Origin of the sequence: Micromonospora fiedleri, assembly GCF_016774385.1 — a bacterium.
GTDB lineage: Bacteria > Actinomycetota > Actinomycetes > Mycobacteriales > Micromonosporaceae > Micromonospora > Micromonospora gifhornensis.
Map to the genome: position 1 here is coordinate 217,182 of NZ_JAETXL010000007.1, position 20,630 is coordinate 237,811.

Sequence of the window (20,630 nt, forward strand, 5' to 3'; positions counted from 1 at the left end):
GCCGTGAATCAGCTGGCGCGCCGGTTGGGCGTACCCGATGCCGTGGTCATCGGTCTGGGGTCGATGCTGGGTGCGGGCATCTTCGTGGTCTTCGCCCCGGCCGCAGCGGCGGCCGGTGGGGTCGGCCTGCTGGCCGCGTTGGTGCTGGCCGGCTTCATCGCCTACTGCAACGCGACCAGCTCGGCGCGGCTCGCGGCCCGCTACCCCGAATCCGGCGGCACCTACGTGTACGGCCGGGAACGGCTCGGCCCGTTCGCCGGTTTCATCGCCGGCTGGGGGTTCGTGGTCGGCAAGACGGCCAGCTGCGCGGCGATGGCGCTGACCATCGGGGCGTACCTCTGGCCCGGGCAGGCCCGGCTCGTCGCCGTCGCCGCCGTCGTCGCGGTGACCGCCGTGAACCTGCGCGGCATCGCCAAGACCGCCACCGCCACCCGCATCCTGGTGCTGGTCGTGCTGGCGGTGCTGGCCCTGGTCGCGGTGGCCGGCGCGACCGGCGTCTCGATCGCCCGGATCGACGCGCCCGGCGGCTCCGCCCGGGGCATCCTCACCGCCGCCGGCCTGCTCTTCTTCGCCTTCGCCGGGTACGCCCGCATCGCCACCCTCGGCGAGGAGGTACGCGAACCCGAACGCACCATCCCCCGCGCGGTGCCGCTCGCCCTCGGCCTGGTGCTGGTCATCTACCTGGCGCTGGCCGTGATCACCCTCGGCGTGCTCGGCCCGGAGCGGCTCGCCGCCTCGGCCGCACCACTTGCCGACGTGGTGACCGCCGCCGGGCTGCCCGGCCTGGCCTGGGTGGTCCGCGCCGGAGCCACCGTCGCGGTGGCCGGGGTCCTGCTCTCCCTGGTGGCCGGGGTCGGCCGCACCACCCTGGCCATGGCCCGCCGCCGTGACCTGCCCGCCGCCCTGGCAGCCGTGCACCCCGTACACCGGGTGCCGCACCGCGCCGAGTTGGCCGTGGCAGCCGTGGTGATCCTGGTGGTCATGCTGGCCGACGTGCGCGGCGCGATCGGCTTCTCCAGCGTCACCGTGCTGGTCTACTACGCGATCACCAACGCGGCGGCACTCACCCTGGGCCGGGACCGCGACCGGCACCTGCCGGTGCAGGCGCTCGCCGGGGCCGGTCTGGTCGGCTGCATCCTGCTCGCGGTCAACCTGCCGTTGGGTAGCGTGCTGGCCGGCTTCGGCGTCCTCACCCTCGGCGCCGCCTGGTACGCCCTACGCCCCGCCCGGGGCTGACCCGAGCCGGTCACTCCGTCTCACGCGGATGACCGGTGCCGACATACGTGAGCCAGACCGTGCGGCGCTCGTCGTCGACGAGGTACCAGATCCGACCTCCGCCGGTCACCTCGTACTGCCAGCGCTCCAGTTCCTGGCCCTTCCAGCTGCCGGACGCCAGCGACCCCTTCAGGCGGTGCTGACGCTCAGGCGAGGTGCGCGAACGTGGGGCCTTCCGCAAAGCATCGAAGGCACGTCGCAGATTGCCGGGTGCCTGCCGGGCGAGGTGTTCCCAACCGTCGGCTGCCGCCGAATCGGCGAAACGCAGGTCGAACTCGCCGGGCAAGGCAGGAGGGGCAGCGCGATCGCCTCGTTTGGGACTCACCGCTCCGAACCCGGTGCCGGCACCGGCCCAAGGTCACCAGCCGGTTCGCGGGTCACCCGCTCCAACAGCACCGGGTCGGCATAGATCTCGGCGGTGTGTCGCCACTGCGCCAACAGAACAGCGACCGGCGACAGGTTCTCCAACGAGGCCGCCCCCTGGGCGACCGTGACCAGTTCGCTCAGCAGTTCCGTCACGTCCTCCGGGGGAAGGAAGGCGACCCACGGCAGGGCCTCACCGAGCACCCGACGCACGACGTCGGTCGACTCTGACCGGACGAGACCCGCCAGCAGCCGCGCAGTGAAGTCGATGACCACCGCGTCGCGCTCCATCTGGTCGGCGGACGTCAGGGCCAGGTCGTCCGCACCACGACGACGCAGCCGCAGGGCACGCACCTGACCCAGTCGCTCGGCTGCGGCAGCAGGGCGATGCAGGAACTCGCTGAACGGAAGCTCTTCGTATACCGCCGACACGACCTCCACACTACCTTGGAAGTCCAGCCACCGTGCTCCCGACATCAGCCGTGACGTGGCAGCCCGTGAACTCTCTGCGCCGCTCATCGCCGGAGACAAGGCCGGACGCTGGCAGCAGTGGTACACCGAAGCGATCCCCCTGGCCGAGCAACGCTACGAGATCTACCTGAAGGAACGCGCCAAGGAGGAGAGCCGACAGCCATGAGCAGCTACGCACGCTGGAGCGACATCCGCGCCGCACACGTCGAGCGCGCCGGCGGCGAGCAGTCCGTCGAAGACGGCAAGCGGGAACTACTCGCCACCGTGGTCGGACACCACCTCGCCGAGGTACGCCGCGCCCGCGGCCTAACCCAACAGCAGACCGCCGACCGCATGGGCGTCACCAGAGGCCGAGTCTTCCAGATCGAACAAGGCGAGTTCTCCGGCCAAGACGTCGTCGCCCGCTACGTCGCACGAGCACACGCCCGCCCTCATCGGCCGGCATTCCTGCTCACCGAGATAGCCCAATCTTCGCCGGACCGATGCCAGGTCGTCTCGACCTTCGTCACCTTCCCGTCCTGGTTCTTCGCAAACACCCAATGTCACCGAGCGCAGAACTCAGACAGGCAGATGAACCAGCATATCCGTCAACCGGAGCTGCGCGAATAGGCGAAACTCCGAACATCACTCCACTCGTAATGGAGAGCCTTTCGGCTTGCCCAGGAGGCCATCGCATCAACAAGACTTCGAACATCCGCGCCACGCGGCACGTCAAAAGCAAGGAAACGATCGCCATGCATTTCCATGCCTATCCCCAGATTGGAAGCAATTGCCGTGAGAGATTCGCAAACACTATCCGGATTGACGTCACAACCTTCGCGCCGCTCGTGTACTAGTGCGCGAAGGACGCGGTTGCCGGACAGGCCTACAACTTCACGGACAAAGACACCATCCGGATCGAGGACAACCTCATCCAGGTATGCCAGACCGTAGGCGCAGAACGGTATACACGCGACCCGAAAATGGTCACCCAAGGGGTTCAGCCAGACCTGTTCGAGTTGACCAGGAAGACCGGAGTAAGTCAGATCGACCATGGCAATGTGATACGGAGCATCTCGGCCGAATGGGTCGACATGATTCACATATATCGCGTCTGTCACACACCCTCATTTCTTGCCCCGGCCTGCATGTAGCAGGAACCACTCCTGAGTCATCCTAGCCGGCCAGTGTGCCGGTGGCCACGTGCCCGTGAATCCCGCTGGAGGATTATACGGCACCATCCCATCACGCTTTGAGCTATTGCACTTCGTGCAAATCGGTGTCGTATTTTGATCAGTCAGATCGCCGCCATGAATTCTCGGCTCGACATGATCGACAGCCTGCGCCGGGTTTTGCCTGCAGTAGGAACACAAGGGAGTCGGCTTAGTGGCATCAGCCTGGACGCCGATGTTGTAAGCCTTAAGCATTGGTTTCGGAATTTCCTCACGAGCCCCTAGGCCACCACTCGATCCTCCTGGGATGTCATAGATAGGCTCACCTCGGGGCCCACATATATCCGACCGCGGCTTATTGATGTTGTGGACGAGGACGGGTTGGTCGTCGATGACGATGTAGTACGTGTGGATGTCGGCGACGGTGAGGTCGCGCATCTCTTCGAGGCCGAGCCGGTTGAGCACCGCCACGACCGTGACCGCGCCCTGGCCCTTGACCAGCAGCTTCGTACCCGGCTTCAGGTCCTTCGCGTCGGTCCACTTCCGCTCCGAGGCGTTCCAGAACGGGTGATGCCAGGTCGTCTCGACCTTCGTCACCTTGCCGTCCTGGTCCTTCACCGTCAGGTCGGTCAGGTCCTCGTCGAGGTTGCGGTGCAACTGGGTGACCTGCTTCGGCACCGACACACCCGCCACCGGATCAGTGGCCATGACCTTGTCACCGACGTTGACATCCTCGATCGGCCGACTACTGCCATCAGCCATCAACACCGGCGTCTTCGGATCGAAACTGTGCCGACGACCCGACGTCGAACACGACGCACCAGCCCCACCGACCGAGATACCGAACCCGTTACCACCACCGGAGCCACCGGCGACCGCACCACCGCTACGCGCGCCACCACCGCTCTTACGGTTCAACGCACCCAGGCCCGGCACCATGTTCTCCGCCGCCGTACGCGGGTTGTAGCTGCCCGTCATCGCCAGCTGCGACATCGCGTCCTCGGCACCAGCCTCGGCCGACTCGGTCGCCAACCGACCCAACAGACCCGTACCGGCCTTCTTCGCCACCGCCGCACCGACCCTGGCCGCGATCGCACCACCGGCACCACCGACCAGACCGGTGACCGCGCCGGTGCCCAGCGAACCCAGCGCGTCACCGATGCTGTGGATGTCGCCCTGCGCCGCGTCCTTCGCCAGGTTGATCAACGCCCCGGCACCGACCATGCAGGCGACCGCGCCGGCGCCGGCGGTCACCGCGGTGCAGGCGATGCCGGCGAGGATCGCGCCGCTGATCGCGGCGACCTCCAACAGGACGTCCTTGTGGTCCTTGACCCATTTTTTGGCCGCGTTCGTGGCGTCGCGTACCTGGCTGACGGCCTTCTTGACGGTTCGCTGTGCCTTGGCCGCGACCTTCTTGCCGGCCTGTTTCGCCTTGGCGACCGCTTGCTTGGCCTTCTTCTTGACCTGGGCGACCTTCTTGGTGACGTGTTTCTTGGCCGCCTCGTACTTCTTCTTGACGGTGCGTTTGACCTGGTTGTACTTCTTTTTGACCTGCTGTTTGACCTGGGTGTATTTGCGTTTCGCCTGTTGGTACTTCTTCTTGACGGTGGTCTTGGCCTTCGTCACGGTCTTGGTCACCGTCGACTTGGCCGACCGGTACGCCGAGGAGGCGTAGGACGAGGCGTACGAGTAGGCGCTGGAGGCGTACGACGAGGTGTACGAGTACGCCGAGCGGACCGTCGAGGAGACCGAGCTGACCGCCCGGGAGAAGGACTTCTTGACGCTGCCCCAGCCCCAGTGCCCGGTGGGGTCGGTGACGATCAGCGGGTTCGCGTCACCGTACTGGTAGCGGTTGGCGTTGATCGAGTCCGGGACGGGGCTGTTGTTGGCCGTGTCCCGGGTGTCGAACTGCCCGGTGTCGGTGTTGTACCAGCGGGCGTGCATGTTCACCCGGTTGGTCAGCGCGTCGGTCCACTCCGACTGGTAGCCGAGCTGCCCCAGCAGACCGACCGTGTTCAGCACCTTGCCGAGCGGGTCGTAGGTGACCGAGCCGGTCAGTGCCGTACCGGTCGGGCTGAACTGGCCGACCACATCGCTGTGCAGGTCGGTCCAGACCAACCGCTTGTCACCGCCGGAGGCGGCACCGACCACCTCACCGGACGGCCCACGCACGTAACTCGCGGAGGCGTCGGCGGCCAGGTCGTTGCCGAGCCCGGTGTACGAGTGCCCGGGCCGCATCGCCCGACCGAGACCGTCGTACGTGTAGGTCTGTGTGCCGTTGGTGGACTGCTGCTCGATCACCTGCCCGAACGCATCGGTACGGGTGATGTTGGCGCCGGCCTGGGCCAGGGTGCCGCGTGCGGTGTAGGTGTACCCGACGCCGTCGGCGTTGATCAGCCGGTTGCGCTGGTCGTAGTTGAACAGCTTGCTGCCGTTCTGCACCCGGTTACCGGACTTGTCGTACGCGTACGCGGTGATCGTGCTGCCGTTGTTCCACGAGGTCAGCCGGTCAGCGAGGTCGTAGGTGTAGGTGTTCGCCGCCGAACCGGCGAAGCCGGTCGTGGTCTTGGCGATGATGTTGCCGTTGAGGTCCCAGTCGTACGAGATCTTCGCCAGCGAGGCCCCGGACGGCGACTTGAGTTCGTCGCTGTTGAGCCGGCGCAGCGGGTCGAAGGTGAAGTTGCGGGTGTTGCCGTTCGAGCCGTACGTGATCTTCGTGACCTGGGACAGCGTGTTGTAGGTGTACGCCATCTGCACGCCGGCCGTCGGGTTGGCCAGCGTCGACAGCCGTCCCGCGACGTCGTACCCATAGGAGGTGGTGCCGGCCGCGTCCTGCCGGGAGGCGAGGCGCCCGTCGGCGTCGTAACCGAACGCCGAGTTTCCGGAGGGGCCGGTCACCGACACCGGCAGATCACGGTCGTCGTAGCTGATCGTGTTGGTGCCACCGGGACCGGACAGCGAGGTCATTCGACCGGCCAGGTCGTAGCCGAACTCCCGCTCCTCGGTCTGCACCTCGGCACCGGCACCTGCCTGCCGGATCAGCTGACCCGACTCGTCGTACGAGTTGGTCACCGTGACCCCGCCGGGCAGGATCTGCCGCACCGGCAGACCGCTGTCGTCGTACTCGATGGTGAAGGTGCGGTCGGCCGGGTTCGGGTGGGCGCTGGTGGCCGGTTCGATCTGCGACTCGGGCAGCCCCCACGAGTTGTACGTCGTGTAGAAGGCGTTGCCCCGCCCGTCGGTGAACCGGGTGCGGTTGCCTTCCAGGTCGTAGCCGAACGTGGTGACGATCGAATCCGATGCGGAGATCGGCTGGATCTGCTTGGTCAGCACGCCCGTCGCGTCGTACTCGAAGGTGGTGGTGGTGCCGCGCGCATCCGTGCTGGACACCATGTTGCCGGCCCGGTCGTAGCGGGCCACCTGCTCGGAGAGCAGGGCACCGCCCGGGGCGCGCTCGGTCGTGCGGACCGCCCGCCCGGCCAGGTCGTACTCGACTGTGGAGTACGAGCCGTCCGGCCGGATGCTCCTGGTCGTCCGGCCCTCCGCGTCGTATTCGTAGCGGGTCCGGTTGTTGGCGCCGTCGAGCACCGAGGTCGGCTCACCGAGCACGTTGTACTCGGTGCTGCTGGTCACGCCGGTCGCGCTGGTGACCACCGAGGGCCAGCCCTGCGCGTTGTAGGCGTACTGGGTGGTGTGGTTCGTGCCCTGCTGCCGCACGACCTCCGTCGTGGTGACCGTCCGACCCAGGTAGTCGTACGTCGCGGTGGTGACCGCTCCGGTCGGGTCGGTGGACGACAGCATGTTGCCCAGGTCGTCATAGGTGTAGGTGCTCGCACCGTCGTTCGGCGCGATCGTCTTGGAGACCCGGCCGAGTTGGTCGTACTCGTAACGGGTCACCCGGCCCGCCGGGTCCGTGACGGAGACGAGCTGCCCGCCCGTGTCGTACACCTGGGTGCTGCGCGGGACGATCGGGGTCGAGGAGCCCGGCGGGGTGTACGCCGGGGCCTGCTCGGCCACCACCCGGCCGACCGCGTCGTACTCCACCACCGACCAGTTGCCGTTGGCGTCGCGGGTGTCGGTCGGCTCGTCGAAGGTGTTGTAGCCGACCCAGCTGACCGCGTTGGCCATCGCCGAGACCTGCCCGGCCTGCTCGACCAGGGCCGCCGGGGAGGTGGTCTTCACCGCCCGGCCTTCCTCGTCGTACCCGTAGTAGGTGGTGTTGCCGTTCGGGTCGGTGACGGAGGTGGGCAGGCCGTCGAAGTCCAGGGTCTGCGAGGTCCGGATGACCTGCGCGTCCGCGGCCGGCACGGCACCGGTCCTGACCTGCCCGATCTCGGCGGCGGAGAGCGCCTTCTGGTACGCCTGCACATCGCTCATCGAGCCGGTGAGCCAACCGAAGCCGTCGGCCCCGCCGATGGTGAACCCGGTGGCCGCGTTGTTGAAGTTCTCGGTGGTCGTCACGGTCGCGCGCAGCACACCGTCGGAGTAGAGCTTGAGTGACTTGTCCGCCGGGTCCGCGACCATGGCCAGGTGCGTCCAGGTGCCCGCCACGGCGGAGCCGACACCGCTACCCGCACCGATCCAGGTGACCGTGCCGTCCGCCTTCCGGAACGACATGGCCGTGTACCACTGGTCCTGGTTGGGCGCGTAGTAGAGCTTGAGTGCCGAGTTGCCGATCGCACCTGGCGCGCCGAACACCGACTGCTCGGTGCTTTCGGACGTGAGCTTCACCCAGCCGCTGACCGTGAACGCCCGTGTGGTGTCCACGACCGGGCCGGACTTGAAGTACCCGGTGGTGCCGTCGAGCACGGCGGAGCCACCACGGTCGGTGGACCAGGTGACGCCACCGAGCGCGGTAGCGGGACTGTTGCCGACGGAGTCGGCCGCCTTCGTGCCCCCGGTCTCGCCGAGCTTCCACCGGGCCACCGGCGTCAGCGCGGTGGAGGTGTACTCGGTTTCGGCGATCGCCCGTCCGGCGTTGTCGTACATCGCCTCGGAGATGCTGGTGGGCGTGCCGTTCGCGTCCGAGGAGACGGTGGAGACCACGTTGTCGTCGGCGTCGTAGGTCAGGGTGGTGGTTCGCTTCAGCCCGTCCGGGTCCACCGTCGTGGAGATCGTTCGGCCGGCCGCGTCGTAGGTGGTCGTGGTGGTGGTGTGACCGTTGTTCGTCACCTCCCGCACCACGTTGCCGGCCGCGTCGTAGAAGTTCTCCTCGATCAGGAACTCGTTGCCCGCGTTGTCGGCGCGTACCACCCGCGCTTCAAGACCGTTGTCGGTGTAGGTGTAGCGGGTCTCCCAGTTCATCGAGTCGACCTCGCGGGCCAGCCGGCCCGCCGGGTCGTAGGACCGCTGGGTGGTGACCAGATCGCGGGGCGCGGACGGGTTGTTCGGGTCGCCGGTGAAGCCGACCACCGTCGAGGTGAGCAGGTTGCCCTCGACGTCGTAGGTGCTGGTGGTGACCCCGCCGTCGGGTTCGGTCTCGGTGACGATCCGGCCGTACAGGTCGTACGCGAACTGGGTGGTCTGGTTCGCCGCGTTGGTGACCGACACCTCCTGCCCGTACGCGTTGAAGGTGTGCCTGGTCGTACGCGGTGCGTCGCCGCCGGTCAGGTCGCTGACCGTGACCTCGGTGATGTTGCCGTCCACGTCGTAGGTGGTGCTGGTGTGGGCGGTGTGCACCGCGCCGGTGACCCGGTTGGTCACGGCCGGCTCGGTTTCGGTGATCTCCCGCCCGAGCAGGTCGTAGGTACGGCTGGTGACGAGCCCGGTGGGGTGGGTGTCGGTCACCTCGGTCTCGGTGAGCAGCTGTCCGAGCCCGTCGTACGTGTAGCGGGTGATCTTGCCGCCCGGCTCGACGACCTCGGCGATGTCACCGCTGGCGTAGTAGATGATGCGCTGGATCTGCCCACCCGCCGTGGTCACCGTGTCCGGCAGACCGGGCGGCGCGAACCCGCCGTCCTTGGCCGCGACCGTGGTGCCGTCGGTGTACGTCATGCGGGTGACCCGACCGAGCGGATCGGTGATGGTGGTCTGGTTGCCCTTGGTGTCGTAGCCGTAGCTGGTCAGGTAGGTGTTGTCGGTCTCCGACGCCGACCGGCCGTCCCGCAGGGTCAACATCAGGTCGTTGCGGGCGTCCGGGGTGAGGGTGGTGGTCGTCGCGTCCGGGAAATAGGTGTAATAGACCGACGAGCATCTGCCGGCGGACTGGTCCTGGCAGGTGATCACCTGTTTGGTGTTGCCCCGGGCATCCTGGAGTTCCTGGGTCCAGACACCGCGCGGGTCGTAGGTGAGGTTTCCGTACCCGCCGACGTCGTAGCCGAACTTCGTGGTGTTGCCCAACCCGTCGGTCTGCGCCACCAACCGGTTGCCGTTGACCAGGTCGTAGGTGTAGGACGTGGTCTCACCGGTCGGCCCGGTCACGGTGATGGTGGAGACCGGCATCGGGAAGGCGGTGGCGACCCCGGAGATCATGGTCACCGCGACCGGGGCGGTCTGCTTCGAGGCCAGGAAGTGCGTGGCCACCTGCTCGGGGGTGAGCTGCGAACGGTAGAACGCCACCTCGGCGATCGAGCCGGGGAAGTAGCCGACGTCGCCGGTGCCGTGCATGGGCCAGTTGCCCGCCCACTTGCCCGCCCCGACGTAGGCGTTGACGGCGTCGGTGGTGACGAGCGCGTGGTCGAGCTTGCCGATGGAGATGCCGTCCAGGTAGAGCGACTGGGTGTTGCTGGCGGCGGAGAGCACCACGTGGTGCCACTTGTTGTCGTTGACGGCTATCGGGCTGGTGATCACCCGGGTGGGACTGCCGGTCCAGAAGCCGCCCCGCAGCTTCCCATCGGTGCCGACATAGAGCGATGGGGTCCAGTTGCCGGTCACGGTCGGGTCGTTGATCGGGCTGGCCTGGTAGCCGTACAGGACGCCGCCCTTGTTGTTGCCGGACGGCATCTTGAACCACAACTCGATGGAGTTGGGGCCGGTGGTGGGCATGTCCTCGGGCGGCAGCACCAGATGCGAGGAGGTGCCGTTGAACGATCCGGCCTTGCTGTCGCTGAACGGACCGGCCACCCCGAGGGTGACCTGGTTGTAGGTGGCCGTACCGCCCTGCACCTCGTTGACGGCGTCGGTCACCTCGATCTCGCCGAGGCGCCAGTAGTCCGCCGGCTTGGCGCCGAGCACCGAGGCCGCGTAGACGTCGCTGCTGCCGGAGACGGTCGGGCTGCCCAGCTGCCACACCCCGCCGTTCTCGTCGGTGACCGTGGCGACCCGGCCACTGACCTTGTCGTAGCCGATCTCGGCCGTGACCCCGCCCGACGGGCGGACCACCTTGCTGAGGACCGGATGGCTGGTCCGGCCGACGCTGTTGAGTTCAGCTGCGGTGGTGGCGGTCAGGGCCTGGTTGAAGAACGCGACCTCGGCGATGGAGCCGTTGAAGTAGGTCGCCTTGGCCGGGGTGGCACCGGAGTTGACGTGCGTCGGCCACGAGCCGCCGACGAAGCCCGCGCCGACCAGCACGTTCGCCGACCCGCCGGCGATCTGGGCGATCGTCCCGTTCAGGGTGCCCTTGAGCACGCCGTCGAGATAGAGCCGCTGCACGTTACCGGCACCGGCCAGCACCACGTGGTGCCAGGCACCGTCGGTGACCGCGACGTCAGTGGTGATCGTCGCGACGCTGCCGGTCCAGAATCCGCCGCGCAGCTTGCCGTCACTGCCGATGTAGAGCGACGGGGTGTAGTTGCCGGCGGTGGTGCCCTTGCTGATCGCGTCGGCCTGGTAGCTGAAGAGCACACCGTTCGGGGTGCTCGTCTTGAACCACATGCTGATCGACTGGTACTGGCCGTCGGCGACCAGCTTCCCCGGCAACTGGACGTGCGAGCTGGTGCCGTTGAAGGTCGCCGTGGTCGCGGTCGAGCCGGGCAGCGCGGCCGGCTGACCGAGGGTCACATTGTTGTACCGGGCGTTGTCGACGCCCGCGTTGCTCAGCACCTCGCTGACCGCGGTGGTCGACCCGGCGCCCTCGTCCAGCCGCCAGTACGAGTACGGGCCGGCGTTGAGCACCGCGTTGGCGTACTGCGAGGTGGTGTCCTGCTGGTACGTGGTGCACTTGGTGTGATCGGTCGGCGGGCACACCTTGGTCAGCTGATCGTTGGTGCCGTAGCTGTACGTCCAGGTGGCGACCGTGTTCGGGGCGCCGGGCACGGCCGGATCGGTGTAGACCGTGGCGACGTGCGGCTTGGTCGACCCGGCCGGGGTGGACCAGGTGAAGTGCAACGAGCGGCCGGAGGCCGACGTCGCTGTCGTCAGATTCGCGGACGTGTCGTACGAGAAGGTCATCGCCCGGCCGTTGGCGTCGGCGATCCGGGTGACCTTGAATACCCCGGTGCCGGTCGCCCGGCCGAAGGTGTAGACCGTGGCGTCCTTGTCGGTCAGGGTGTAGCCGGTGACCGTGCCGCCGGAATCCTTGGTCTCGACGAAGGTGGCGAACCGGCCGGACGGCGGACTGAAGGTGCCGTTGGCGTTCCGGCCGAAGGCGACGTCCTGGCCGGTGGGATAGGTGACAAGCACCGACTGCACACTGCCGGCGACGTCCTTGACCTGGGTCGCCCGCACGTCGACCAGGCTCGACCAGCCGGCGCCGAAGGCGTTGTCGCGGCGGGTGTCCAGGCTGTTGTAGCTACGGGTCACCGACAGCGAAGGCCCGACGGTGCTGATGCTGGCGTCGGTGGCCGAGGTGGTGTAGTTGCCGACGCTCGGGTCGAAGCCCTTACCGGCGTTCTGCGCGAGGTTCGTGGTGAGCAACGGCTGCGGTACGGAGGTGGTGAACGCGTACGCGGGATAGACCGCGCTGTAGCTGACCTTGTCGTACACCCGGACGGTGTACAGGTAGGTCTTGTTCCAAGCCAGCTTGCCGGCCGGGACGGTCCAGGTGGGAGAGCTGACCCAGCCGGAGTTCACCACGGCGGCGTTGGTCGCGGCGTCGGTGATCACGTAGTTGTAGGTGAAGCCCTTGTTGGGCCAGTTGTCCGAGTCGACCGCCCGCGACAGCAGTTGCGGGGTGAGCGTGTTGACCACCGCGTTGTTGCCCGGGTAACGCAGGTTGATCTGAGGCGCGACGTTGTTGGAGTAGGTCAACTCCAGGAACGGCTTGTACGCGCCGGCCGAGTAGTTGGCGGCGGTGAAGCGCTTCCAGGCGGTCGAGTCGCTCACCGACGCGGTCAGCGCCAGGCCCTCGTTCATCCCGCCCGTCGACCAGTCGTTGAAGGTGTCGACGGCGAGCGGCACGGTGACCCACTTGCCGGTGCTGCGGACCGCGTTGGTGTTCGTGCAGGCCGGGTAGTTGTCGGTGATCGTCAGCGAGCCGATCGACGACGAGATCGCCGGACCGGGGTAGCTTCCCGTGGTCAGGTTCGCCACCGTCCACGCCTCGTTGACCCGGTGGACGTTGAACGGCTTGTGCGACGTGCAGTCGTACGACCAGGTGTGGAAGAGCTTCAGCTTCGCGGCGGTGATCCGCTTGCCCATCAGGCCGTCGTCGTCGAACTCGTCGAAGTGGATGAATGAGCGGGCCTTAACGGTGCCGCCGTTGTAGGTGCCGACCGGCAGGTTGTCACCGTTGTGGTTGGTCGTGCCGGAGTCGTTGTCGACGTAGACGTCGCCGGTCGTACCGGTGGTGGTGGTCGGGTCCACCCGGACCGGGTACTCCCGCGCCGGGTCGTTGAGCCAGGCCGGGTCGGCGACGACCTTCAGGGCCGGCTGACCGTCGACGGTCACCAGCTCGAAGCCGACGGCCGAGGACTCTGCCGGTGCCCCGGACTGCGGGTCGACCTTGGAGTCCTGCATCGACCCGTGCGGGAACCAGGCGACAGCCTTGCCTTCGCTGTTGAGCAGTTCCACCGAGCCCTCAGCGGTCGGGCGTGGCGTCAGCCCGTCCAGATCCAGGGGGAACACCCAGGTCGAGGCCGCCTCCGGTGACCGCAGGATCAGGGTTTCCTTGATCCCGGCGTCGAAGGTCGTCAGCTCCAGGTCGGTGTGCGGCAGGACGTCGCGGTAGAAGGCGGTGGGTCCGGTGACCTCGGGAGCACCGATGGCGCTGCCCTCCAGCCGGTAGGCGACGGACTCGCCGGTCGGCAGGGTGAGCCGGGCCAGTTCCGTTTCCTGAGCGGTGGCCCCGCTCCTGGCGCCGGGGGCGGCGCTGCGGTCGGCACCGGCGGATGGCTCCCCGGCCACGGAGAGCTTCAGCCGGTTCGCCTTGACGTGCAGGCGTCCGTCGGGGCGGCGGGTCAGATCAGAGTCGATCTTCTGCCAGCTGCCATCGGCGGCCCGGTAGTTGACCGGACGGTTGTGGGTGCGCTTGGTGAACGACCCGTCCGCGTTGACGTAGACGTCGGAGCGGGCGCTGGACCGACGCGCGTCCCGCTTGCTGGTACGGGCGTCGAACCCGGGCTCGGCGACCCCGGTCTCATCCGGAGTGGACTCGATCTGATGCGGCTGGTACGAGTCGAGCGTGCCGGCAGCCGGCTTCGGTGCTCGCCCGGCGCCGCGTCGCGCATCGGTCGCCGCCGCGGGCGACTGCGGATCCACCTGCACCGGCCGACCCGCCTGCTGCACCGGCAGCCCGAGGAAGGCCGCAGAGGCGGACCATGCCGGATGCTGTCTGAACCAACTCAGCCAGGTGAGCGGAAACTCTCCACCGGGCCGCACCACATCAGGCGGTACGGCGACGGTCAGCCCGAAGACCACAGCGACGACCAGCGCCGATCGGCGACCAGCCTTGCTGAAGGATCGGCCCATGGCCGCTCCCTCCCCCGTTGATATTGATGATCCTCGGGAAGTCTGCGGTTTGAGTCGATCAAGCGGCAAGCTGTCCGAACGAACAGATTCTGAAAAAAACCTGAGAGCTCAGGAGGGCGTTCGGGTCAGCGCCACAACCAGGTCATGTGCTTGCTGCCGCACCACTTCCGGGTCGCTATCGTCCACAACCGACACATTCCGACCCGGCTCGATGGCACCGAAGGCAACAAAACGCGCCTGGGGATAGCGGGCAGCGATCTTCGTCACTCCGGCGACCGGGGCCGCGCCGACCGCGAAGATCACATCGCAGCGGTTCTGCACCAGACCGGCCAGAAAGGTCTCCGCCTGCGGCCCGGTCTGTGGACCGTCCACTTCGAGATACTGCACCTTCACCTGCGTGGCGAGAGATGCCTCCTGCATCCCGCTCCACACCGGACTGGCCTCCGGGGAGGTAACCCCCTGAGCGCCGGTGAGCAGGCAGGCGGTCTCGGCTCGGTACTCGCGCTGGCGCGGCGGCGGTTCGTCGTCCGGCCAGAGCAGCCAAGCGGCGGTCAGCACCGCCACGAGACCGGCGGCCACCAGCGCCCACCGCAACACCGGACGTGGCACGAACCCCCACGGCGGCCCGCCCCGGCGGGGCACCTGCCGCACCCGGGCTCGCCGTCCGACCCCACCACCAAGCACGGCCGCACCTTACTCCGCGGCCGGCAGCGGCGAGCGCACCGGCATCCGGCTCGTTCTCGCTGAGGTCTGGGTCGCCTCTGCGTCCCACAGTTCCACGCCCGTTCACCCGCCTCCCATGGTCACGCTCGATCTGGGATCGAGTGGCTTGCATTCACAACGAGACCACTCGATCCCAGATCGAGCGCGATCTTCCGGACAGCGCGCCAGGCTCACTCGTCGGGGTCTCTGGGTAGGGGCGGGGTCCCGATCGGGGGTGGGGCCTCCTCCTCGGGCGGGGCGGCCTCGCGGAGCAGGGCGTTCAGGCCGGCGCGCCGGGCCACCACGGTCAGCCGGTCCCCGGCCACGATCACCAGACGGTGGTCGGGTGACCAGTCGTAGCGCTGGCCGGAGCGGGCGTGCGCGAGCAGCCGTACGCTCCCCGCCTTGTCGACGGCGGCCAGTGGGCGGCCGTCGAGGGCCGACCCGGCCGCCACCGCGACCTCGGTGACCAGCAGGGCGTGCCGGCCGACCGGGATGGTGGCGATCACCGCCCGGTCGAGCAGGGCGGCGGCGAACGACGGGGCGGCCAGGTAGGAGACGCTGCGTGAGGTGCCGATGCCGAAGGCGCGCTGGACCCGCTCGGCGAAGTGGCCGTCGAACAGCCGCAGCACCACGCGAAGCTGGTCGTTGATGGTCCGGCCGTTGAGGGCGGCCCGCAGGTTGGCCCCGTCGTCGGTGGAGACCACCACCAGCGCCTGGCAGGTGGCCACCGAGGCGGCCCGCAGCGTCTCCTCCTCGGCGGCGTCCCCCACCACCAGCGGTACGCCCAGCCGGCGGGCCAGCCCGGCGCCGCGCGCGTCCCGGTTCTTGTCGATCGCCACCACCTCGACGCCGAAGTCGTTGAGCTGGGCCATCACCCGGGTGCCGATGTTGCCCAGGCCCACCACCACGACGTGCCCGGACCGCTCGGGCAGGATCCGCCCGGTGTGCAGGGCCAGCCGGGCGTTGACCACGCCGTCGACGACCACTGCCGTGATCAACGGGATGAGGGCCAGCCCGGCGAGGTTGAGGATCACCTGGACGACCTGTTCGGCACCGCCTTTGGCGGTGTCCGGGTCCTGTCCGGTGAGGGTGGTGACCAGGGTCAGGTAGAACGCGTCGGCCAGGCTGACGTGCGCCGCGTTGGCGTACAACCCGCCGAGGAGTCCCACCACCGCGAGCAGCAGGATGACCGTGATGCCGATCTTGCGGGTGGCGAAGCTGCGGATCGCCCGGAGCACCATGGCCACCGGTCGGCGTCGTCGCCGCGCCCGGGCCAGCCGGCGGGCGGCCAGCTCGGTGCCGACGGGCCGGCCGGCGGCCTCGGCGAGCACCACGTCGGCGGCCCGGTCGTCGGTCGGCAACACCAGGTCCTGCTGCGGATCACGGGTGTCGGCCACCCCGCAGACGACCTCGTTGGGGCGTACGTCCTCCCGGCGCGCCAGGTAGAGGGTGCGACCGCCGTGCCGGAAATGGGTCGGCGCGACCTCGCCGAGCGCGGCGGCCACGAAGGCCGGGGCGGCGATCGAGGCGTCCGACAGCACCGCCGAGTCGGGGAAGATCTGCCGTACCCCGTTGGCCAGGCCGGTGTTGAACATCCGCACCACCAGGCGCAACCCGGGCTCGACCTCCTGGGCGCAGAGCGCGGCGTGCATGTTGCCCACGTCGTCCTGGTGCAGCAGGGCCAGCCCGGCCGCCCCGGCCAGGTTGGCCCGACGGAAGGTGTGCTCGTCGAGCCGGTCGGCCCGGATCACCTCGACGCCGGGCAGGTCCCGGCCGTCCGGTGCGGGAGAACGCTGCCGGCCCGGCACGATCAGCGTGATGCGCAGCCGCCCGGCCTGCGGCTCGCTGCCCCGCAACGCGCGCACCACCCAGTAGGCGAGCGGATCCTGACCGCAGATCACGTAGTGGGCCCGGGGCTCCCCGTTGACCCGCAACCGGCGGCTGGCCCGCAGGGCCCGATCGAGCAGCGGCTCCGCCATGTCCGGCATGGTAGTCAGCCGGTCGCAACCCGCGCAGCCCCGCAATGATCATGTCGGCGACGGACCGGCATGAGCCGGGCCGTGGCGGGTAGGCCAGCGGAATGCAGACGTTCCTGCCGTATCCGGACTTCCTGGCCAGCGCCCGGGCCCTGGACCAGCGCCGGCTGGGCAAGCAGCGGGTCGAGGCGATCCAGGTGCTGCGCGGGCTGACCCGGCCCGACTACGGCTGGCGCAACCACCCGGCGGTGAAGATGTGGGCCGGGTACGAGGAGGCCCTGACCCGCTACGGGCTGGACGTCTGCGAGGTCTGGTGCGCCGCCGGCCGGGCCGACACCTGCGCCGGCACACTGGCCGCCGACCTGGCCACCGCCTGCGGCATCGAACAGATCCGCTCGCAGCAGGAGCTGGCGGTGGCCGGGGAACTGCCACCCTGGCTGGGCCGCGCCGATCTGCACCTGAGCCACCGCTCGTCGCTGCTCCGCAAGGACCCCGCCCACTACCGCCCGATCTTCGGCGACGACGTGCCCGCCGACCTCGAATACGTCTGGCCGCCGTCCGACCGCCCTCGCCGCTGCCTTTGAGGGGCAAGGAAGGGCCCCCTGTTAACGCCTGGCGAGGTGAAAGGGCCCCTTGTTAACACGCGACTGTTCCCGGCATCTCGGGCAGACTGAGGGGGTCAGGGGGTGGCGGGTGGCGCTGTCGCAGATGGTGGGTCGGCTCCTCGGCGTACGCCGGCACGAGGTGACGTCGGGCGGCGGTGGCCTGCCCCGCGTACCGCAACCGGTGAGCGCGCTCGTCGTCGGTGGCGGGATCGCCGGCATGTCCGTCGCGGTGGTGCTCGCCGAGCGGGGCGTCGAGGTGACCGTGCTGGAGGCCGCGCCGACCCTGGGCGGTCGGCTGGGCGCCTGGCCGCACACGCTGGACGACGGCAGCCGGCAGGTCAACGAGCACGGCTTCCACGCGTTCTTCCGGCAGTACTACAACTGGCGCAACATCCTGCGCCGGATCGACCCGAAGCTGCGGTTTCTGCGACCCGTACCGAGCTATCCGGTGCTCAGCGCCCAATGGCCGACCGAGGAGTTCGGTCGGCTGCCGCCCGCCCCACCGGCGAACCTGCTCACCCTGCTGGCCCGTAGCCCCAGCCTGCGGCTGCGGGACCTGCGCGCAATGGACCGGGACGCCGCCCTGCCGCTGCTGACCTACCACCCGGCGCGCACCTACGCCGAGTTCGACGAGCGCACCGCCGACGACCTGCTCACCTCGCTGCGGCTGCCGGACCGGGCCCGCGCGATGCTGTTCGAGGTCTTCTCGCACTCGTTCTTCAACCACGAGGCGCAGATGTCGGCCGCCGAGATGATCGCCCAGTTCCACTTCTACCTGCTCGGCAACCCGGAAGGGCTGGCCTTCGACTGCCCGGAGGACGACTACGCCACGACCATCTGGGCGCCGCTGACCCGACACGTCGAGCGCCACGGCGGTCGGGTGGTGACCGGCGTCGCGGCGACCGGGCTGCACCGGGAGGAGGCCGGCTGGCGGGTGACGGCCACCGAGGGGGCGTACCGGGCCGGGCACGTCGTGCTCGCCCTCGACCCGCCCGCGCTCGCCGCGCTGGTCGCGGCCTCCCCCGGCCTGGCCGACGCCGCACCGCAACTGGTGGCGGCGATGCCCGCGTTCGGCAGGCCCGGTCCGCCGTACGCGGTGGCACGCTACTGGTGCGACGGGGACGTGGCCGCGCAGCGCGCGGTCTTCAGCGGGGTGACCCGGCAGTCCACCCTGGACTCGGTGACGTTGTACCACCGGTTGGAGCACGGCAGTCGACGTTGGGCCGAGCAGACCGGCGGTTGCGTGCTCGAACTGCACGCGTACGCCTGCGAACCGGACGTGCCCGCGACGGAGCTGGCGGCGCGGATGTGGGCCGAGCTGACCACGCTGTGGCCGGAGGTGAGCCGGCTGCGGGTGCGCGAGCTGCACGCCCGGGTGGAGGCGAAGGCACCCGCGTTCGCGCCGGGCGGTCATGCCCGCCGACCGGGCGTACGCACCGACGCCGACGGGCTCTACCTGGCCGGCGACGGCATCCACACCGACTTCCCCAGTGCCCTGATGGAACGGGCGTCGGCGACCGGCATCCTCGCGGCGAACCACATCCTGCGCTCGGCGGGCGCGGCCACCGAACCGCTCTGGTCGGTCCGCCCCCATGGCCTGCTCGCCCGCCCCTGAGCCCCGCGACAACCGACGCGATCGTTCCCCGGCAGGGCGCATCGAAATGCGTTGCCGTGGCACTCGGGCGCACCTACCGTGATCGCGCAAGGTCAACCACCGTTCCGGGAGCAAGCCATGTCGAAGCAGCACCACTCGGCTGTGCCGTCGTGGCTGCTCGGCGGCGGTTGTCTGGCGGAACACCCCCGAGGTGGCCGGCCCGGCTGACGCGCGTACCCGTACCCGTCGAGCCGCCCACCCGCCCTGGGACCGGGCGGCTCCTCGCTGTCCGGACCCGCTACGCCCGTCACCGTCCTGGAGGGAGACACCGGTGTACGCCGTCCTCGTTGTCAACGCCGACCTCGGCCCGCTGCACCGGGTCACCGTCCAACACGCGATCCGGATGCTCTGCCGTCGGGTCGCCGAGATCCACGAGGCCGTACCGGACCAGGTCATCGGGGTCTTCCCGGTGCCCCGGGTGGTCCGGCTCGTCCGGTACGTGGTGACCCGCTGGCGCTTCACGTCCGGCCCGGCCTGGTCCCGCGCCGGGGTGCTGGCCCGCGACGGGCGGTGCTGCGCGTACTGCGACGGCCCGGCGAGCACCATCGACCACATCCTGCCCCGCTCGCGCGGTGGCCGGAACACCTGGAAGAACACGACAGCCGCCTGCTACGCCTGCAACCAGCGCAAGGGCGACCGTACGCCGGCCGAGGCGGGCATGCCGCTGCGGCGCGTACCGGTCGCGCCGAGCTGGGCGGCGCTGGCGGGGCGGTGACGGGCCGGGCCGGCGGGAACGGGGGGCGGCGTCGGAATCCCGGCGCGGCACCCGCCGGCCCCCCCGGTCCGGTCAGCCTGTGGGCGGAGGGCTCCAGGTGAACCGGGGCGGACGGCGTTCGTGGAAGGCGGTGATGCCCTCGCGGGCCTCACCGCTGGCCCGTACCTGCCCGTACCACCAGTCCACCCGGGCGTCGTCGGCCCGCCCGTCGATGATCTCCTTCGCGGCTACGACGCTGAGCTGCGAGCGTTCCACCATCGTGGCGGTGAGCTGGTCGATGCGGGCGGCCAGGCGGTCACCGGGCAGCACCTCGTCGACCAGACCGATCCGCTGCGCCCGCTCGGCGTCGATCAGTTCGCTGGTGAACAGCAGGTGCTTGGCCGCCGCCGGGCCGACCAACCGGGCCAGCCTGCGGGTGGTGGGTGCCGGGTAGACCAGGCCGAGTCGGGCCGGGGGCACCCCGAATCTGGCGTCGTCGGCGGTGATGCGCAGGTCACAGGCGACCGCGAGCTGACAGCCACCGCCGACGCAGGCACCCCGGACGGCCGCCACCGTGGGCTTGGCGAACGCGGCCAGGCGTTCCTCGGCCGCGACGGCGATGCCGGCGTCACCGGTGGACAACTGCTCGTCCAGGTCACCGAGGTCGGCACCGGCGCAGAAGGTGCCGTCCGCCCCGGTGAGCACCACTGCGCGTACCGCCGGTTCCGCCTCCAGGTGATCCAGCAGTACGGGCAGTTGCCGCCACATGGCCAGGGTCATGGCGTTGCGCCTGCCCGGATTCCGGATGACCACCGTGGCCACCTGACCCGACACCGTCACGGTCAGCTCTGCGTCCGCCACTGTCCACCGCCCCTCCGGCCGGGTCTCGGTCCTGCCAAAAGGGCGTCTGCCCGGGTACGGCGACGATAGCGGTGCCGCCCGGCCGCCCCG

11 protein-coding genes and 2 pseudogenes are annotated in these 20,630 nt (G+C 69.3%); 6 read left to right on the forward strand and 7 right to left on the reverse strand.

What is annotated here, in order from left to right; all coding sequences use genetic code 11:
• The first annotated feature begins 3 nt into the window (after positions 1-3).
• Complete coding sequence (locus JMF97_RS20790; RefSeq protein ID WP_203223049.1) at positions 4-1,236, forward strand: APC family permease; 1,233 nt, start codon at positions 4-6, stop codon at positions 1,234-1,236.
• Positions 1,237-1,246: 10 nt separating this feature from the next.
• On the opposite strand, the gene JMF97_RS20795 is transcribed toward JMF97_RS20790, so the two are convergent.
• Positions 1,247-1,561 (reverse strand): hypothetical protein, encoded by a 315-nt coding sequence (locus tag JMF97_RS20795; protein WP_238359756.1) that lies wholly within the window; start codon positions 1,559-1,561, stop codon positions 1,247-1,249.
• A gap of 35 nt (positions 1,562-1,596) precedes the next feature.
• Positions 1,597-2,070: a hypothetical protein gene (locus tag JMF97_RS20800; RefSeq protein ID WP_203223051.1), complete on the reverse strand. Its 474-nt coding sequence runs from the start codon at positions 2,068-2,070 to the stop codon at positions 1,597-1,599.
• 82 nt (positions 2,071-2,152) lie between these two features.
• Here JMF97_RS20800 and JMF97_RS20805 point away from each other — a divergent pair.
• A pseudogene (locus JMF97_RS20805) lies at positions 2,153-2,275 on the forward strand (type II toxin-antitoxin system RelE/ParE family toxin); the annotation flags it as partial.
• Positions 2,272-2,556, forward strand: a pseudogene (locus tag JMF97_RS20810) (helix-turn-helix transcriptional regulator); the annotation flags it as partial. The pseudogenes JMF97_RS20805 and JMF97_RS20810, both read left to right, overlap by 4 nt.
• Before the next feature lie 140 nt (positions 2,557-2,696).
• On the opposite strand, the gene JMF97_RS20815 reads toward JMF97_RS20810, so the two are convergent.
• The 4 genes from JMF97_RS20815 to JMF97_RS20830 form a co-directional block, all read right to left on the reverse strand.
• Positions 2,697-3,143 carry a DUF4265 domain-containing protein gene (locus tag JMF97_RS20815; RefSeq protein ID WP_203223053.1) on the reverse strand — a complete coding sequence of 149 codons (447 nt, stop codon included), beginning with the start codon at positions 3,141-3,143 and terminating at the stop codon, positions 2,697-2,699.
• A 72-nt stretch (positions 3,144-3,215) separates the two neighbouring features.
• Positions 3,216-14,045 (reverse strand): LamG-like jellyroll fold domain-containing protein, encoded by a 10,830-nt coding sequence (locus JMF97_RS20820; protein ID WP_203223054.1) that lies wholly within the window; start codon positions 14,043-14,045, stop codon positions 3,216-3,218.
• A gap of 108 nt (positions 14,046-14,153) precedes the next feature.
• The gene (locus tag JMF97_RS20825) at positions 14,154-14,624 is read right to left on the reverse strand and encodes a type 1 periplasmic-binding domain-containing protein (RefSeq protein WP_203223055.1); all 471 of its coding nucleotides are present in this window, start codon (positions 14,622-14,624) and stop codon (positions 14,154-14,156) included.
• Positions 14,625-14,938: 314 nt separating this feature from the next.
• Positions 14,939-16,738 (reverse strand): potassium channel family protein, encoded by a 1,800-nt coding sequence (locus JMF97_RS20830; protein WP_438803769.1) that lies wholly within the window; start codon positions 16,736-16,738, stop codon positions 14,939-14,941.
• Positions 16,739-16,830: 92 nt separating this feature from the next.
• Here JMF97_RS20830 and JMF97_RS20835 point away from each other — a divergent pair, with 92 nt between their 5' ends.
• The 3 genes from JMF97_RS20835 (at position 16,831) to JMF97_RS20845 (ending at position 19,700) form a co-directional block, all read left to right on the forward strand.
• Positions 16,831-17,310, forward strand: coding sequence for an MSMEG_6728 family protein (locus JMF97_RS20835; protein WP_203223057.1), 480 nt, complete (start codon positions 16,831-16,833; stop codon positions 17,308-17,310).
• A gap of 109 nt (positions 17,311-17,419) precedes the next feature.
• Positions 17,420-18,946: an FAD-dependent oxidoreductase gene (locus tag JMF97_RS20840; protein ID WP_203223058.1), complete on the forward strand. Its 1,527-nt coding sequence runs from the start codon at positions 17,420-17,422 to the stop codon at positions 18,944-18,946.
• Between the two features lie 310 nt (positions 18,947-19,256).
• On the forward strand, positions 19,257-19,700 hold the full coding sequence (locus JMF97_RS20845) for an HNH endonuclease (RefSeq protein ID WP_013736204.1): 444 nt from the start codon (positions 19,257-19,259) through the stop codon (positions 19,698-19,700).
• A 72-nt stretch (positions 19,701-19,772) separates the two neighbouring features.
• Here JMF97_RS20845 and JMF97_RS20850 read toward each other — a convergent pair whose 3' ends face one another.
• A complete protein-coding gene (locus JMF97_RS20850; protein ID WP_203223059.1) occupies positions 19,773-20,540 on the reverse strand; it encodes an enoyl-CoA hydratase/isomerase family protein in 768 nt (255 codons plus the stop codon).
• Positions 20,541-20,630 lie beyond the last annotated feature (90 nt).

Excerpts from the sequence above, each read along its gene's own strand:
- JMF97_RS20815 (WP_203223053.1), bottom strand. The coding sequence starts at position 3,143 with ATGGTCGATCTGACTTACTCCGGTCTTCCTGGTCAACTCGAACAGGTC.
- JMF97_RS20820 (WP_203223054.1), bottom strand. The coding sequence starts at position 14,045 with ATGGGCCGATCCTTCAGCAAGGCTGGTCGCCGATCGGCGCTGGTCGTC.
- JMF97_RS20830 (WP_438803769.1), bottom strand. The coding sequence starts at position 16,738 with ATGCCGGACATGGCGGAGCCGCTGCTCGATCGGGCCCTGCGGGCCAGC.
- JMF97_RS20835 (WP_203223057.1), top strand. The coding sequence starts at position 16,831 with ATGCAGACGTTCCTGCCGTATCCGGACTTCCTGGCCAGCGCCCGGGCC.